Source organism: Bradyrhizobium sp. (genome assembly GCF_035570375.1).
GTDB lineage: Bacteria > Pseudomonadota > Alphaproteobacteria > Rhizobiales > Xanthobacteraceae > Bradyrhizobium.
The window spans coordinates 36,317-51,688 of sequence record NZ_DATMLW010000022.1 but is presented as its reverse complement, the minus strand read 5'-3'; the positions used below and the strand labels follow the sequence as shown (position 1 = coordinate 51,688).

Sequence of the window (15,372 nt, the reverse complement as noted above, 5' to 3'; positions counted from 1 at the left end):
TCCCGCCGATCTTTTGTCTAGCCGCGGTGGATGCATAATCGAGCCAATGTGAACCCGGACCTTGTGTTGTGCGCGGTGCCAACATTGCCGCGAGTTCCGCGTCGCACGAGGTCGATCGCGATGTCGGCGCGACCGACCTTGGTGAAACCAACCGCGGCGGAGGCGTCACCAGTCAGGATCAGACTTGTCATGTTCCTCCCAACTTTACGCAAAACAAAAACGGGCGCTGAACACGTCGGCAACTCAACGTCCTCAGCGCCCGCTTGTGTCGGAACTCAGGCCGGGCGGCCCGAGTCCGGAAAACTAAAGTCGGGAAAAACTCCCGGAAGAACTCAATCCTCCGCGGCTTCCTCTTCGCCCTCGGCGTCGCGCTCGGGGCTGCCAGCTAGAATCTGCTCGGCGATCAGGCCGGAGTTCTGGCGGATCGCGACTTCGATCTTCGCGGTCATGTCGGGATTGGCTTTGAGGAACGCCTTTGAATTCTCGCGGCCCTGCCCCAAACGCTGGCTGTCGTAAGAGAACCAGGCGCCGGATTTCTCGACGATGCCGGCCTTGACGCCGAGATCGAGAATTTCGCCCATCTTGGAGACGCCCTCGCCATACATGATATCGAATTCGACCTGCTTGAACGGTGGCGCCAGCTTGTTCTTCACTTCCTTGACGCGGGTCTGGTTGCCGACGACCTCGTCGCGCTCCTTGATCGCGCCGATGCGACGGATGTCGAGACGGACAGACGCGTAGAACTTCAGCGCATTGCCGCCGGTGGTGGTTTCCGGCGACCCGTACATCACGCCGATCTTCATTCGGATCTGGTTGATGAAGATCACCATGGTGTTGGATTTGTTGATCGAGGCGGTGAGCTTGCGCAGCGCCTGGCTCATCAGCCGCGCCTGCAGGCCGGGCAACGCGTCGCCCATCTCGCCTTCGAGTTCGGCCTTCGGCACCAGCGCCGCCACCGAATCCACCACCAGCACGTCAATCGCGCCGGAGCGCACCAGCGTGTCGCAGATTTCCAGCGCCTGCTCGCCGGTGTCGGGCTGCGAGATCAGGAGTTCGTCGATGTTGACGCCGAGTTTTCTGGCGTAGACGGGATCAAGCGCGTGTTCGGCATCGATGAACGCGCAGATACCGCCCCTCTTCTGGCCCTCGGCGACCGTGTGCAGCGCCAGCGTGGTTTTGCCCGACGATTCGGGGCCGTAGATTTCGACGACCCGCCCCTTCGGCAGGCCGCCGACGCCGAGCGCGATGTCCAGCCCGAGCGAGCCGGAGGAAACCGTCTCGACATCCATCGAGCGGTCGTTCTTGCCGAGCTTCATCACCGAACCCTTGCCGAACTGACGCTCGATCTGGGAAAGCGCGGCGGACAGGGCCTTGGACTTGTCCATGGAGGATCCTTCGACGATACGCAGGGCCGTAGCAGACATAGGTGGTGCTCCTTATGGCGGGGATTCGCGGGCGGGACAAACGGGCGGAAAGTCTGATTCAGTGATTGGAAATACCGTACCCTATTTGTTCCATGTTCGCAATATGTTCTTTTTCGGAACGGGGGTGCTGTCCGTATTTGACCCCCGGTGTCCTAGTTTAAAGTTAGCGGTGTCCTAACTTGGTGTAGGGTCAGAGCCATCACCGCACTGTTCGTGGCTCATATCGGTGATGAGATCGCTTTAATCGCGCTCCCGCCTTCCCTCCTGCCAATGGATTAGGCCAGCGCGATGACCGCCCGTGAACGCCTGCTCGTGTTTATTTCCTTGAACGCACTTGGCGTGGCCCTGCTCATGTTCCTGCTCGTGAAGTAAGGCCGCCTCAGTTGGCGGCCTCTTTCGATTCGGCTGGCGCCGAAATCATCTACGAACTTGTTTCGGAAACCTCGTCCGCATAGGCAACGGGTAGACCGGGACAGCACCCTGAAAGGGGGTACTGGCCAAGGGCCAGCACCCCGAACGGGGCGCTCGCCGTATTTGACCCCCGGTGTCCTGGTTTAAAGTTAGCAGTGTCCTAATTCGCTTGCTGCGGCCGGCCGGCCGAATACGTATATGTCCGGGATGGCAGATGACCCATTCAAGAAATCGCTCGCGCAGAGGCAGGCGGAAGCCTCACAGGGCTACGCCTCATACCGGGCCGGAGAAGAGGCGGCTCGCGCAAACATGCTGCGGCTTCGTGCCGAGCGGCTTGCGCGAGAGGCCGCCAGTCCCCCACTTGAGGCTGAGCCCGCAGAGGTGAAGCCGAAGCGGCCGAGGAAAAGGATTGTTCGCAGGTACTAAGGCCGCCTCAGTTGGCGGCCTCTTCATTTTCGCCGGTTTCCTTTTCTTCTTCTTCAAGCAAAGCGATGTTTGCTTCCAAGCGCTTTAAGAGGCGCTTGGCGTCACGCAGACCGACTACCGCTGACACGACGATCCTGTTGCCATCGAGGGCGACCTCATTGGCCTGGCAAGGCACGGAAAATGAAGCGCTCCATTTTGGATTGTGGACAACGATGTCGCGACTAACATAGTTAAGTGCCGCTCGTTGTGTCGCCCCTAGCTTTTTTCGGATGCCCGACCAGCTTGGAAACCTGTCCTATCGTTCGCTCGAATTGATGTGCCGCAGGCAGGCGGCTCTTTCCTCATCCGAGGAAACGCGAAAAGAGCTGGAGATCATGGCCGGCGAATATGCGGCGCTGGCCGATCGCGCGGATCGCCAGCGAACTGAGTCGGATCGATCAAAATAGCGGCCGCCCTCGCCAGGCTTCCACACCCCCCACGCGGAAGGTCGACCTTTTCAGGATTTCCTGTTCTGCGCCGTGCTTTGGAACAGGAATTAACCTACGTGATTGCGCGCCCTCCTGTGTCCGAGGTCTAAGGGACCAGGAACCGCCGCATGACCGACGCGTTGCGAAAACCTTGTCCCAGTTGTGGCAAGCCCATGCTTTTGCTTTTGGGGCCGGACGGCAGACCGCCGCCGGTCATGAAATGTCTGGACTGCGACCATATCGATCCGCTCAGGTCGCCGCAGGTTGAGGCTTGGACCAAGAGCAAGTCACTAGAGCCTCCCACCAAACAGTAGGCCGCCCCACGGCGGCATTTTTGTTTCCGCAGTCCCGGTTTCACTGTTCGATCCTTTCATCGGCCCGTCTCGAGTTCTGGCGATCCTCGACCATCGCCTGTCGCCTGATGAACACGTCGTCGTCCCTTGCTCAATATCGGAACCGATTCTCGCGCTGATCCGTATTCCCACGGAGGCAGAGCCTTGCGGCAGATCATGGTTTCATGGCGGGAAGCGCCGACAAGGGCGGAATGAATCTGATCTTCATTTGCCCGATCTGAAGGTGCAGCACCGCACTGACCGGGAGGGCAGCCGCGAGCATGAATACGCAGCGGTGGTGGCCTGCCCTGCGTGCTCCCGGCTGCATTTTCGCAACTGCAGCACCGGAAAGCTGCTTGGCCCCGAGAATTCCCGCTGATTTTCGCGCCCAAGGCTCTCCTCGAGAGCCAACACTACGATAACACCTCCGTATTGATACGTAGTTTTCAACCCCTGCCGGCATCATCATACTGATCCGATGTCCCGCCCGATCATTTACAAATGCCCGCAAACCGGAATGAACGTGCAGCATTGGCTGCCCGCCGTATCCGACGACGCAGCCAAGGCCACGCACGGATCCGTGGTCTGCGCCGCCTGCCACAGGCTGCACTTCATCAACAATTTGACCGGCAAGCTCCTGGGCGAGGAATGAGCGCGCCGGGCAAGGGGCTGGACAAGGGGCTGGAACCGTAGCTCTTGCATGCGCAACTCTTGCATGCCAGGCCTCGATCGTCCGCAAGGCTTGCAATTGGAACCGAGCGGGCACTATCCGCTAAATTCTATCTAAGCTGAACTGCGTAGGCACTATTTGAGTAGCGCGTGCGGTCACAATAGGGCGTTTGCCTTAAGTGTCGCGTAGAGCTGACCCGCACGGGCCACAATTTCAATTGCGCGGCAGGGGTCGTCGGCTTGTTTCAAATTCTCGGTCGGCGACCCCACCCCCAATTTTGGTGAATGATCGCGTTGCTCAGCCGCGCGTCGTCGCCGCTTTCCGGTTGCCGTATTTCGAAGAGCCCTCGCCGCTCACGCGCCAATGGCGGCTTTGTCCCGCCGCACGGCTTCTTTCGGCTGATGCAACTCGCGTTCAGGAATTTCGCCGGGAAAGCGCAACCGCAAGGGCCGGGTTCCTGTGGTTCCTATCACAAAAAAAAATCAATGGGCAGGACAGTCAAATTTTTCGAAATGGATGCTGGAGTTTCGGCAATGGATGTTAGAATTCAACGTTGCCGGGTTCGTTCTCGCTCTTCGCGACGACGGGCTCGGCCCGATTCGATCGCGAGTTCAACATGACCGTCCATGCCCCCAAACTTTTGACGCCCGAAGAGTTCGCCTCGCTGATTGAAATTGCGATCACCTCGCCCACTCCCGTGGTACCGGCGCCTCACCTCGCCAAGCTGATGAGCCTCGGCTATGTCATTGTCACCTCCAAGGGTCCGCTCGTCACCGGCGATGGCCTGATCCGGATTACGGAAAGCGAGTGAGCGCGTAGAGGCGACTCAAGGATGCGGCCCGCGTTGCTAATGCACTTCAACCGGCGGCTTTCTCTGGTTCTGGTTCGGCCTTCTCGGTCTCAACGCTGCCCCTTAGCTCCTTCGCCGACACGAAGCGCGCGCCCAGGCACTCCCCGTTGCGCCAGCTCAAGGAGCAGGCGCGAAAGACCTCGCCGCTGGCTGTGAATGCCAGGCCGAATATTTTCGGTACCGCCAGCGAGCCGACCTCGAGGCAAACACCCTCATCGGACACCTCAACGATCACACATTCGATCCACGGCGCGTCGGGTGCAGGGATCAAAAATCCCGGCCGCTGAAGATCGACCCGGACCTTCCTGCCGGCGCCGGTTTTACGTTGTCTGGACATGGCTTCCCCTGAAGGGTGCTAAGCCAATTTGCTGAAGGGCCGGTCTAGAAAAAACCGACAATTATACGGAGCTGAAACGATGCGGGGTCGAAATTTCAAATCCGGCAATGTTCAGATTTCGCTAAAGCGGGATGAGTTTTAGTTGAATCGCTTTGTGCAGCAGACTCGATTCACTCTCCCCGGTGTGGAGAGGTCGGATCGCGAGAGCGATCCGGGTGAGGGAACCCTCTCTCAAAGGGAGAGGGAGCACACCTTCGTCGCGGTTATAGCGCAACCTAATTTTCATCGCGCTTTAGTCGGCGCTCCGCAACCGCCGCATCGTGAATTCGATGTTCCCGTCGGGCAGTTCGCGCCAGCTTTCGACGCCGCTCATATAGGCTTGCTTGGGGTAGCGCGTGAGGAAATCGCGCGCCTTTGCCCTCGCCTTCTCGCGTGGGAGGCTGAAAGTCTCGCGCAAATAGCCGTCATCGCGCGTACGGCGGCCAGCCATTCGGCCCGCCAGGTCGCGCGGGCGTGAGATCATGTCGCAACTCCAACCAATGACGACAGTATCAATATAGGTCTCTGGGTCGCCAAACCCAGTGGTCCAGTTCCAACATTCGCATCCTGTGCGAAGGCCTATTTACGAATGTTGGAATTGCAGGACCACGAGCAAATATGGGCTCCTGGTGCAGTTTCCGGATTCGCTTTGCTGTCCCGCGGCCAGTTGGGTAGCGAATGTCAAATGATGGACTTCCTGCCCACCCCCCGTTTCGGGGAGCGCCAAAGGGACCAAGACAACTACCGGACCGACCGCGGCAGCGCGGACCGGGTCAATTTGAGGAGCTGCCGCTTTTGGGCTTGGTCTTGGCCGAAGACGCGGACTTCGCGGGAGTCTTGGGCGCGTCCGAGCTACGCACATTGCCCCAGGGATCGGTCGGCGCCTTCGCGTCCGGGATTTTCTTGAGCGACTCCTTGTAGGCCTTGTCCCGCGCGGCCTCGGCGTCTTTTTCCTCCTGCGACTTCGCAGGCTTGTTGTCTTGCAGCAAATTGACCGGAGGTACCTGCGCAAAGGCGGGTGAGGCGAGCAAAATGATCGCGGCCGCGAGGCGGAAAACTCTCATGCGTACTCCCTGTCTATTGCCCTCAATATACCATCGCGCTTGGCACGGCGCCAAGCGCTTGAGGTTGCAGCACCGGTACCATCGCCACACTAGAGGTGGTCCGACTTGCAGGATTTCGGTGAGGGCATCCAATCGTCCCAGATTGGACCGCACTTGGTGCAGCCGTCCAGCACAAGGCCGATAGCAACCACGCTGAAAATCAGCGCCAATCGCCTGAACATGGTCGACGCGCTCCCCCGATCTTCCCTATCTTATGACCCACAGTCCGGCTTTTTCAAGCCGCGGCCCGTCATCTTCCCACAGGCCGCGGAATAAGCACTATCGGCACTCCCGCCAACAGGAATCTTTCGCCATGCAATACGAACCAAAGCCTGCGGAATTCGACATCGAAGAAGCAAGGCGCGTCCTTGGCGAAGTGTTTGCACCCTGGGTGCAGGATCTCGGCCTGTCGATTGTTGAACTTGACTGTGTGCCGCCTGAGCCCGTTCCACCGGACTGGCAGGCGGGCGCGGTCCTGCGCATGGCGTTTTCCGAACGCCTGTGCCGCCACGGCGGCATCGTGTGCGGGCAGGCGCTGATGGCGCTCGCCGACACCGCCATGGTGATCGCCATGCTTGCCGCCAACCGCGGCTATCGACCGATGACGACGGTCGATCAGACCACGCACTTCATGCGCGCCGTCGTCGGTGCGGACGTTCTGGCCGACGCCCGTATCGTGCGGCTGGGGCGCACCATGGGCTTCGGCCGAGTCACGCTATCGAGTGCGGCCGACAACAAGCCGGTGGCGATGGTGTCGAGCGCCTTTGCGATGCTGTGATAAATCCGATGCCGCACAGGGACAAAATGGCCACCAAGATCAGCAGCCGGTGGTCCAACTCAGCGCTTTGAACGCGCGCAATTTGCATGAGCGCCGGCGTGCGCTGACATAGGCGATTCTTGGATTTGACGTTCGCCTCGAGGAATCGAGGCGATATTGAAGCGAATGTCAAATCCGCCGCATTAGGCCCACTCGCCAATCTTCAGCGCGGTCGCCATCGTCGCCTCGCGGAGTTCGTCGGCGAGCGAAGGATTCTCGATCGCGCGGGCCAGCACCATGCCGCCAATGCAAAGGGAGGTGAGCGCCAGCGCGAGTTGCCTTGCCGGCTCCGAGGCAGCCAAAATCCCCTTCTCGAAGGTTTCGATCATCATCCTCAGCGCCGATTCCTGTGCCTCCCTGACCGACTGGTCGGTCCTGGAAACGTCGTTGGGCAGGCCGATCAGGGGACAGTTCGTCTCCACTTGCTCGAAGTGCTTGCTGGAAAGATAGTCGCGGATGAGATGAACGGCGCGATCCGATGCCTTCTCCGAGGACGCGATGTCTTCCAGCTTGCCGCTCACAAAACAGCTGATCGCCTCGGCATAGAGTTCGCTTTTGCTTTGGAAGTAACTGTAGAAGCCGCCGCGCGTCATTCCGGCGCCTGCCATGATGTCGTCGATCGAGGCGGCGGTGAACCCATGCCGGTTGAACAGAAGCAGCGCGCTCTGAATGATCCTTTGCCGGACCTGTTCACGATGGTGAGGCTGACTGGCCATTCTCATGCTCGCGCGGGTGTTGAGAAATTGTCACTATGCATGAGATGTTCGTAAACATTAGGTTGTATGTTATTGATCATAACCTCCCCGATTGTTCTCGTCCGCGCCGTATCTGCGGAGTCCCATTCAGAAGAGACAAGACGCCTCAGGTGGGCGAACATTCCCCTGATCACGAAAATGTAATCGGAGGTTGCACACAACCTGGACGAGACAACGGGTGGAGCATGTGACGCAAAGCGACGGCCAACAGCCGCGTGCGCAAAGGGACTGTCGTCAAACTGGGGGAGTTAGGGCGTTACGTAATGCTGCGTTTGATTTCATTCTGATACGTTCAATCAGGGCGACCGCTTTTTTGTCCCCGCGCCATTGGCAAGTTCCGGCGCCTTCGCAGATTGTGCCACGAGCGGCAGTGGTCCGGTCACGCCGACGTGCAGCGGCACCTTCGCGACAACCAACACACAAAATTCGGTGAGCCAGAACCCTGACATCACCGATCGCATTCATGCGTTTTTGGACAGCGTCAACGCCAGCGGGGCCAGCGGCGCGGTGATCGGCGGCGCTGGCCTGGCACCAACTTCAACGCTTAGTGGCTCGACCGCCGCCAGCTTCGAGGGAGAGTTCTCGAACCTCACCCGCTCCTGCGCCGGCAAGGTCGTCGTGCGTTATAGCTGGTAGCGGCGTCTTTTACGCCGCCACGTTCATTTGCTTTGCGAACTCCTCATAGGCCGCAATCGCGTCTGCCGCATACATCAGCGACGGACCTCCTCCCATATAGACAGCCATGCCGAGGGTTTCCTCCACTTCGAGGCGCGTTGCACCCAGCCTGACCAGCGTCTCGATGTGAAAGCCGATGCAGCCGTCACAGCGCGTGGCAATCCCGATCGCAAGGGCGATCAGTTCCTTACTCTTCTTGTCCAGCGCGCCGTCACGGGTTGCAGCCTGCGCCAGCGCCGAAAACGCCTTCATGGTGTCGGGAATGTCCTGGCGCAGTTTCCGCAAGTTACCCGAAATGCGCTTGGTGATGTCGATATAGCTTTTTTCCATGATTGAACCCCTTGAGCCCGACGCGACCCTTGGACCTGCGGTGATATTTCGCCAAAAATCGCCTCCGGGGGTGTTGACCTTGCTCAAGAATTGTCGTCCGCATCCTCGCGGATGGCGCTTGCTGGTGGCAGCCATGGGCCCGGTTCCTTTGAGCTATCGCAAAGTGCAGGCTTTGCGCCCGCGCTAGTGTGGCGGTTCAGAAGTCCGCATCATTGGTGCTGTGAGTTCGTCACGCGGACTTCTGAACCAAAGCCACACTAGTGGAGTGGATTTGACATTCGCGACGGTACCGACGCCGAACTCGAAAAGCGAATGTCAAATCCAAAAACCCCACTAGAAAACCAATATTTGCTAGTGGTCCTTGGATTCCAACATTCGCAAGACTGCCTGCCAAGATGGGATGCGAATGTTGGAATCGGACCACTAAAAAACAATGACTTGCTGGTGTCCTTTCAATTCCGAAGTTCGCAAACGAGGTCGCCGCAAAATGATGCGAACTTCGGAATCAGGACACTAGGAGCAGAGTTCATTTCCCAGCTTTGCGAGCCGCTTCAAGGCTGGCGAAGCCTTTTGCGGATTGCCGCCAACCATGACCACCATCGAAGGTCCGCTCTACGAAGCGCGCAAGAAGGTCTATCCACAGGCCGTTCACGGCAAATTCCGCCGGATCAAATGGGCGATCCTCGTCTTCGCGCTGGGGGTCTACTACCTCTTGCCCTTCGTTCGCTGGAACCGCGGCCCCGGTCTGCCCAATCAGGCTGTCCTCGTCGATTTCCAGCATTCGCGGTTCTACTTCTTCTTCATCGAGCTTTGGCCGCAGGAGGTCTATTACTTTACCGGCCTCTTGATCATCGCGGCCATGACGCTGTTTCTCATGAATGCGGTCGCCGGGCGCGTGTGGTGCGGCTATCTCTGTCCGCAGACCGTCTGGACCGACCTGTTTTACGCCGTGGAGCGCCTCGTCGAAGGCGACCGCCGCGAGCGCATGCTGAGCGACAAACGCGGGTGGACGTCGACCCACGTCCGGCAGAGCGTCACCAAGCATTTCATCTGGCTGATGATCGCCTGGTGGACGGGCGGCGCCTGGGTTCTTTATTTTGCGGACGCGCCGACGCTGGTGAAGGATCTCGCGACGTTCCAGGCGCCATTCATCGCCTATGTATGGATCGCGATCCTGACCGCGACCACCTATACCTTCGCCGGCCACGCCCGCGAGCAGGTCTGCATCTATATGTGCCCGTGGCCGCGAATTCAGGCCGCGCTGACCGACGAATGGGCGCTCAACGTCACCTATCGCCTCGATCGCGGCGAGCCGCGCGTGTCGGTCAAGAAGGCCGAACAGTTGCGCTTGCAGGGCGAGCCCGCCGGCGACTGCATCGATTGCCACCAGTGCATCAATGTGTGTCCGACCGGCGTCGATATTCGCGAGGGAATCCAGCTTGGGTGCATTCAGTGCGGCCTGTGCATCGATGCCTGCGACAACATCATGCGCGAGATCGGCCGCCCGACCGGCCTGATCGGCTACGACACCGACATCAACGGCCAGCGCCGCCAGGCCGGAAAGCCGCCGATATACCGCCTGATCCGGCCAAGGACCGTTCTTTACGCCGCCATCATCGCCGCCGTCGGCGGGCTGATGCTGTACACGCTGACAACCCGAAGCTCCATGGACGTCAATGTGCTACACGACCGCAATCCGCTTTTCGTGCTGCTGTCGGATGGCGGCGTCCGCAACAATTACACCGTGCGCATCCTCAACAAGGGACCCAAAAGGACCTTCACGCTGGGCGTGTCGGGGCTGAAAGGCGCCGAACTCCATATCCCCGGCACCGAACCCGGCGCGGATGGCAAGCTCGCCGTCGAGGTTGGGCAGGACCAGACCCGGGAAATCCGCCTCTCCGTTCAACTGAAAAGTGCGTTGTTGCCGCCGGGCCCGGTCCCGATCGAGATCAGGGCGACCGACCCCGCGACCGGAGAAGCCGCCGATGCGCAGGACCATTTCATTCCGTCGACCCAGTAACCCCTGCGCTAGAGCCTTTTCGGTTCTGATTGAATCAGAACCGAGGCTCTAATCTTTTGTTTTGACGCGTTTTCTTCACGCGAACCGTATCCACTTCGCTCGAAAACGCTTTAGGGCGTGCAGTTCACCTCGACCTGAGGCGGCATCTGTGCGCCGATGCGGTGCTTGCCACGGCTTGCTCCACCGCGAGCGCCGACCATCCCAGAATCAATCCGATCTGGCGCGCCGCGCGGTTCTTTTCTTTCGAGATCGCTGGAGCCTTTTCGGTTCTGATTGAATCAGAACCGAGGCTCTAATCTTTTGTTTTGGCGCGTTTTCTTCACGCGAACCGGTATCCACTTCGCTCGAAAACGCTATAGAGTTCTTCGAGTGAGACAGTCATTCGCGTGCGCCTCGCTGCGACGCGGAGCACGCCATCCGATTCGGATATCACACCTTGATATCGAGCAGTGACTTTGTCGTATCGTCGTAGGCTTGAATGACCTTCGCATTTGCCGCGAAATCGTACTTCGCCGTGAGCAGTTGAATGAATTGGCTGGCGAGGTCGATATTCGGCGCCGCGACCAGGCCACCCTGGTTGGCGAAGGGAGCACTTGGGTCAAATTGCGCAACGAAGCTCGGCGAAACCGTCGACACGGTCGCGACCGTGCCGCCGGGCGTCGAACCGCTCGATTGATCGACCTGATTGACCCGTAACGGCACATAGGCAGCGGGAAAGGTCGAATTGTTGCTCGAAGTGCCCGTGCCGCCCGACGTCCCCGATCCGCCCGTCGCGGGCAATGGGCCTGTGGTGCGAACGTTGGCGATATTGCTCGCGGTCACATTCAGACGCAAGCTCGCCGCGGAAAGTCCGGATGTCGCAATCGAGAGTGTGCTCATGAACTCTCGTCTACGGGACAAACCGTAATCGCTTATTCACTTCATCCGTAAAATGCGTCGTTTTGTGTTTTCTTTCAGCTAACCCACTGTTAGGCCGTGGCGGCCTGCGCGTTCACTTCCGCCGATACCTGGCGGATGGCGCGGGCGAGCAGATTGGCGTCCTGCGCCCCGGAGACTGCGTATTTCTGCGCGAACACAAAGGTCGGCACGCCGGAAATGCCCTTGTCGGCAGCTTCCTGCGCCTGCGCCGAGATCAACGCAACATCTTCGTCAGTTGCAAGTCGGCGGCGTACATCCTCGGTATCGAGACCGCAATCGGCCGCCGCCTGCACCAGCACATCTGTCTCGGTAAGATCGCCGCCGTCGCGGAAATACAGTTCCATCAGCCGCTGTTTCATCTCGGCCGCCTTGCCAATCGCGTCGGCCCAATGAATCAGGCGATGGCAATCGATCGTGTTCGGCTGCCGCTTGACGAGATCGGGCCGGTAGGTCAGGCCCTCCTCGCCTGCGGCGGTGACGACGCGCCCCGCGATGCCCTTGTAGCCATCGACCGAGCCGAACTTGGTGGTGAGATAATCCTCGCGGCTGATGCCTTCGCGCGGCACCCAGGGATTGAGAAAGAACGGCCGCCAGTGCACTTCGACCGGAACGTCCGGGACAAGCGCCAACGCGTTCTCGATGCGGCGTTTTCCGATATAGCACCAGGGGCACACCACGTCGGAGACGATGTCGATCTTAAGGGGCTTCAAGGTGCTCATGGGGGCGTCCTTGGGTTCAGGCCCACCAGATAAGCCGCAACGTCACTGCAAACAAGGGACCCGACCGAGCTATGCGAGAGCGGCCGCCATGACCCGCATTCGCTCGGCGGTGATTTCGTCGGCGGGGAAGAACGTCTCGAGCGCCAGCTCGGAAAGCGTGATGTCGATCGGCGTGCCGAAAATCATCGTCGCCGACATGAAGCTCATCACCTCGCCGCCGAAGCGCACCTTGAACGGAATGGCGACGTTATCCGCCGGCAACGGCGCCGATCGCGCCGGAATTGGATAGGATTTCAGCTCCTGATAGAGCCTGATCAGCCCGGGATCGGCGGTCGCCTCGCATTGGCGATGCAACCGTTCCAACAGATGTCCGCACCATTCCGCGACATTGACCGTGCGCGCGGCCAATGCCTCGGGGTGAAAGGCCAGGCGCAGGATGTTGATCGGCGGAGCCAGCAGCCGTTCCGGCACGCCCCGTAACAGCGGCGCCACCATGCGATTGGCCGAAACCAGGTTCCAGTGCCGGTCATAGGCGAGTGCCGGGTTAGGCTCATGCGCGCGCAGCACAAGATCGATTGCGGCGCGCGCCGACTTGAGCGCGGGATCATCGAGCGAGCGCTGCGGGAAGGCGGGTGCGAATCCTGCCGCGACCAACAGCACGTTGCGTTCGCGCAGGGGCACGTTGAGCCGTTCGGCGAGTTTCAACACCATCTCGCGCGATGGCGCCGCGCGGCCGGTTTCCACAAAACTCAAATGTCGCGCAGAGATCTCGGCGTCGCCGGCAAGATCAAGCTGGCTCAGATGCCGGCGCTGACGCCATTGGCGCAAATGTTCGCCGATCAGGGTGGGCGTTCCTTCATCGGCGCGGGCGGTGGCAGATGGAGCGATCATGGTTTCGAGAATTAGCACGAGAATTTCATGCCTTCCATTACCTCGGACGTAATGGATTGGCCTCTTCCGGCAGATCATCTTCGCGCCCACAGGAGGTGACGCGTCAAATCCCGACGCGCTGATCCCCTCCCCACTTGCTTAAGGAGAACCCGAGATGATCCATCCTTCCTTGTTTTTGCGCCGCGCCCTGCAGGCCGACGCCATCTTCAGCGGCGTATCGGCCGTGCTGCTCACTCTCGGTGGCCCCGCCTTCGCACCGCTAACGAACCTTCCCGCAGGACTATTGCGCGAGACCGGCCTGTTCCTGGTCGCCTATGCGGCCTTCGTCGGGTGGCTCGGCACTCGCGCAACCATGCTAAGGGCACTGGTTATGATCGTGATCGCCGGCAACGCCGCCTGGACGCTGGCGAGCATCGCGCTCCTGTTCAGTGGCGCGGTGACGCCGAACCTGCTCGGCGAAGCGGCGATTGCGATGCAGGCGATCGTGGTCGGCGTGCTCGCCGAACTGCAATATATCGGCTTGCGGCGGAGCAGCGGGGAGCTTGCGGCCTAGTGGTTCGCATCCCGTTGCGGGCAGCGTCTCCTAGCCCGCTTGCCGTTCTACGGCCACCGCGGCGGTCGGAAGCGTTCCAGAAGCGCTTGGCCTCGCGGCGGCCCTTTTTCTTGGGAAGACCTCGGAACGGCCGCGCCCGTTCAGGACGATCCCGTTCAGATGGCTGTCGCGGACAAGCTTGCCGTTGACGTGGGCCGCCTTGCCGTTGAGCCTCTTTGCCGCCTCTTTCTCGGCCAGCCTGATGGCCTTCCGTTCAGCCTTGGCCTTCAGCCGCAACCGCTCGGCCCGCGCCTCGGCACGTTTCTTCGCACGCTTCCTCTCGCACCCCTGGCATTTGCATCCGATCGGCTTGAGGTAGGCCTTGAAGTAATCGGTGCCGTAATCGTAGTTGATCTCTTCGCCTACCTCGATGTTCCTGATCGCGCGGATGAAGACCTTGCGCTTGCGCGGCTTGACGTCGGATTCCGCATTCGGTTTGCAGGAATGATTGATGTAGCGAGCGATGTTCTTGCGCACCGAACCGTCGATCGTCCAGCGGTCGTCGAGTTCGAACAGATATTTGTTCTCGATCTCGTCGTGCTTCTTCTTCCTTGTATCGAGGAGCGGCCCAAAATAGCGGATGATTTTGGTGCCCTTCTTGATCGTTTTGGTGGCGAAGAGGCCTAGTCCGGTGCGGGAACGGCCGATGCGGTACGGTTTTTTCGACGATATATCGGGCATGACGATGAGGCAACTGAGACGCTTGGTGAAGACGAGGGACCGCGAGGGCGATGTTCTAAAACAATTCCGTGCAAATGTCAGGCCCCTCGCGCGCTTTGCGTGATCCTTCCCCAGATTGCGCATGTCAAGTACTTAGGTCTCTCAACAACGACGACCGATCAGGCGCGTTCCACAGCCTGCATTGTCAACCCTTGCGCTTTCTTCCTCTTCGCCCATTGTGACGGCCTGAAAATGATTTCAGCGGCCCACGCTCAAAAAATTGGCAGCGGCGCCCATTGACATCAACGGACTGGACATCAAGGGACTGGACATCAAGGGACCGTCGCAATGAGGCCGCAGCGGACTGGCTCGGGCGGCTTGCGATCGCATTCGCTGCCACCCGGTCGCGCCCTTCTCTGCCCCGATCCACTCTTGGGCATCCGCTGCCAGATGCGCTATACCGCCGCAAAGCCCCGAAATACCAATTTGATTCTGCCACGAAATACCAGGAGATTGAGATGGCCGTCGACGGAAACTGGAACATCATCATGAGCACGCCGATGGGCGAGCGCAACTCGACGCTCAGCGTCAAGAGCGCCGGCGGCGCGCTCACGGGCACGCAGGCCGCCGAGGGCAATTCGACCGAAATCTTCGATGGCACGGCCAATGGCGATGACGTGTCATGGAAAATTTCGATCGACAACCCGATGCCGCTCACGCTCGAGTTCACCGGCAAGGTTTCCGGCAACAGCATTGCCGGCGACGTCGGCATCGGCCCGATGGGCAGCTTTCCGTTCACGGGAACAAGGGCGTAACACAGACTCGCAGATTGCTCCCCTTCCCCTCTCCCCTTGCGGGAGAGGGTGGCGAGAATGAGCAAAGCGAAATTCGAGCCGGGTGAGGGTCGGCGCTCCGACAATTAAACCCCTCACCCGG

General features: G+C 59.9%; 18 protein-coding genes. 7 read left to right on the top strand and 11 right to left on the bottom strand.

Annotated features, from left to right (window positions below; translation table 11 throughout):
- Window positions 1-17: 17 nt before the first annotated feature.
- Window positions 18-191: a hypothetical protein gene (locus VNX23_RS02885; protein WP_325627667.1), complete on the bottom strand. Its 174-nt coding sequence runs from the start codon at window positions 189-191 to the stop codon at window positions 18-20.
- A 141-nt stretch (window positions 192-332) separates the two neighbouring features.
- Window positions 333-1,424, bottom strand: a complete 1,092-nt coding sequence (recA, locus tag VNX23_RS02880; RefSeq protein WP_325627666.1) for a recombinase RecA — start codon at window positions 1,422-1,424, stop codon at window positions 333-335.
- A 2,114-nt stretch (window positions 1,425-3,538) separates the two neighbouring features.
- On the opposite strand from recA, the gene VNX23_RS02875 reads away from it, so the two are divergent.
- Together VNX23_RS02875 and VNX23_RS02870 are read left to right on the top strand one after the other, a co-directional pair.
- The gene (locus VNX23_RS02875; protein ID WP_325627665.1) at window positions 3,539-3,712 is read left to right on the top strand and encodes a hypothetical protein; all 174 of its coding nucleotides are present in this window, start codon (window positions 3,539-3,541) and stop codon (window positions 3,710-3,712) included.
- 634 nt (window positions 3,713-4,346) lie between these two features.
- Window positions 4,347-4,541, top strand: a complete 195-nt coding sequence (locus VNX23_RS02870; RefSeq protein WP_325627664.1) for a hypothetical protein — start codon at window positions 4,347-4,349, stop codon at window positions 4,539-4,541.
- A 46-nt stretch (window positions 4,542-4,587) separates the two neighbouring features.
- On the opposite strand, the gene VNX23_RS02865 is transcribed toward VNX23_RS02870, so the two are convergent.
- The 3 genes from VNX23_RS02865 to VNX23_RS02855 all read right to left on the bottom strand — a co-directional run bounded on the left by VNX23_RS02865 (window position 4,588) and on the right by VNX23_RS02855 (window position 6,020).
- Window positions 4,588-4,917 (bottom strand): hypothetical protein, encoded by a 330-nt coding sequence (locus VNX23_RS02865; RefSeq protein WP_325627663.1) that lies wholly within the window; start codon window positions 4,915-4,917, stop codon window positions 4,588-4,590.
- Between the two features lie 292 nt (window positions 4,918-5,209).
- Window positions 5,210-5,440, bottom strand: coding sequence for a hypothetical protein (locus VNX23_RS02860; RefSeq protein WP_325627662.1), 231 nt, complete (start codon window positions 5,438-5,440; stop codon window positions 5,210-5,212).
- 289 nt (window positions 5,441-5,729) lie between these two features.
- Complete coding sequence (locus tag VNX23_RS02855) at window positions 5,730-6,020, bottom strand: hypothetical protein (RefSeq protein WP_325627661.1); 291 nt, start codon at window positions 6,018-6,020, stop codon at window positions 5,730-5,732.
- 352 nt (window positions 6,021-6,372) lie between these two features.
- On the opposite strand from VNX23_RS02855, the gene VNX23_RS02850 reads away from it, so the two are divergent.
- Window positions 6,373-6,837, top strand: coding sequence for a PaaI family thioesterase (locus tag VNX23_RS02850; protein WP_325627660.1), 465 nt, complete (start codon window positions 6,373-6,375; stop codon window positions 6,835-6,837).
- 182 nt (window positions 6,838-7,019) lie between these two features.
- Here VNX23_RS02850 and VNX23_RS02845 read toward each other — a convergent pair whose 3' ends face one another.
- A complete protein-coding gene (locus tag VNX23_RS02845; RefSeq protein WP_325627659.1) occupies window positions 7,020-7,592 on the bottom strand; it encodes a TetR/AcrR family transcriptional regulator in 573 nt (190 codons plus the stop codon).
- 468 nt (window positions 7,593-8,060) lie between these two features.
- On the opposite strand from VNX23_RS02845, the gene VNX23_RS02840 reads away from it, so the two are divergent.
- The gene (locus VNX23_RS02840) at window positions 8,061-8,267 is read left to right on the top strand and encodes a hypothetical protein (protein WP_325627658.1); all 207 of its coding nucleotides are present in this window, start codon (window positions 8,061-8,063) and stop codon (window positions 8,265-8,267) included.
- A gap of 9 nt (window positions 8,268-8,276) precedes the next feature.
- On the opposite strand, the gene VNX23_RS02835 is transcribed toward VNX23_RS02840, so the two are convergent.
- The gene (locus VNX23_RS02835) at window positions 8,277-8,636 is read right to left on the bottom strand and encodes a carboxymuconolactone decarboxylase family protein (protein WP_325627657.1); all 360 of its coding nucleotides are present in this window, start codon (window positions 8,634-8,636) and stop codon (window positions 8,277-8,279) included.
- A gap of 589 nt (window positions 8,637-9,225) precedes the next feature.
- Between VNX23_RS02835 and ccoG the strand changes: the two genes are divergently transcribed.
- Window positions 9,226-10,656 carry a cytochrome c oxidase accessory protein CcoG gene (gene ccoG / locus VNX23_RS02830; RefSeq protein WP_325627656.1) on the top strand — a complete coding sequence of 477 codons (1,431 nt, stop codon included), beginning with the start codon at window positions 9,226-9,228 and terminating at the stop codon, window positions 10,654-10,656.
- 429 nt (window positions 10,657-11,085) lie between these two features.
- On the opposite strand, the gene VNX23_RS02825 is transcribed toward ccoG, so the two are convergent.
- From VNX23_RS02825 to VNX23_RS02815, 3 genes are all read right to left on the bottom strand, one after another.
- Window positions 11,086-11,535 carry a flagellar basal body rod protein FlgC gene (locus tag VNX23_RS02825; RefSeq protein WP_325627655.1) on the bottom strand — a complete coding sequence of 150 codons (450 nt, stop codon included), beginning with the start codon at window positions 11,533-11,535 and terminating at the stop codon, window positions 11,086-11,088.
- 89 nt (window positions 11,536-11,624) lie between these two features.
- Entirely contained in the window at window positions 11,625-12,293 is a 669-nt protein-coding gene (locus VNX23_RS02820; RefSeq protein WP_325627654.1) for a DsbA family oxidoreductase, read from the bottom strand.
- 69 nt (window positions 12,294-12,362) lie between these two features.
- The gene (locus VNX23_RS02815; RefSeq protein ID WP_325627669.1) at window positions 12,363-13,184 is read right to left on the bottom strand and encodes a helix-turn-helix transcriptional regulator; all 822 of its coding nucleotides are present in this window, start codon (window positions 13,182-13,184) and stop codon (window positions 12,363-12,365) included.
- A gap of 154 nt (window positions 13,185-13,338) precedes the next feature.
- On the opposite strand from VNX23_RS02815, the gene VNX23_RS02810 reads away from it, so the two are divergent.
- Window positions 13,339-13,737 (top strand): hypothetical protein, encoded by a 399-nt coding sequence (locus VNX23_RS02810; RefSeq protein ID WP_325627653.1) that lies wholly within the window; start codon window positions 13,339-13,341, stop codon window positions 13,735-13,737.
- A 30-nt stretch (window positions 13,738-13,767) separates the two neighbouring features.
- Here VNX23_RS02810 and VNX23_RS02805 read toward each other — a convergent pair whose 3' ends face one another.
- Complete coding sequence (locus VNX23_RS02805) at window positions 13,768-14,457, bottom strand: SET domain-containing protein (RefSeq protein ID WP_325627652.1); 690 nt, start codon at window positions 14,455-14,457, stop codon at window positions 13,768-13,770.
- A 497-nt stretch (window positions 14,458-14,954) separates the two neighbouring features.
- Between VNX23_RS02805 and VNX23_RS02800 the strand changes: the two genes are divergently transcribed.
- On the top strand, window positions 14,955-15,251 hold the full coding sequence (locus VNX23_RS02800; RefSeq protein ID WP_325627651.1) for a hypothetical protein: 297 nt from the start codon (window positions 14,955-14,957) through the stop codon (window positions 15,249-15,251).
- Window positions 15,252-15,372 lie beyond the last annotated feature (121 nt).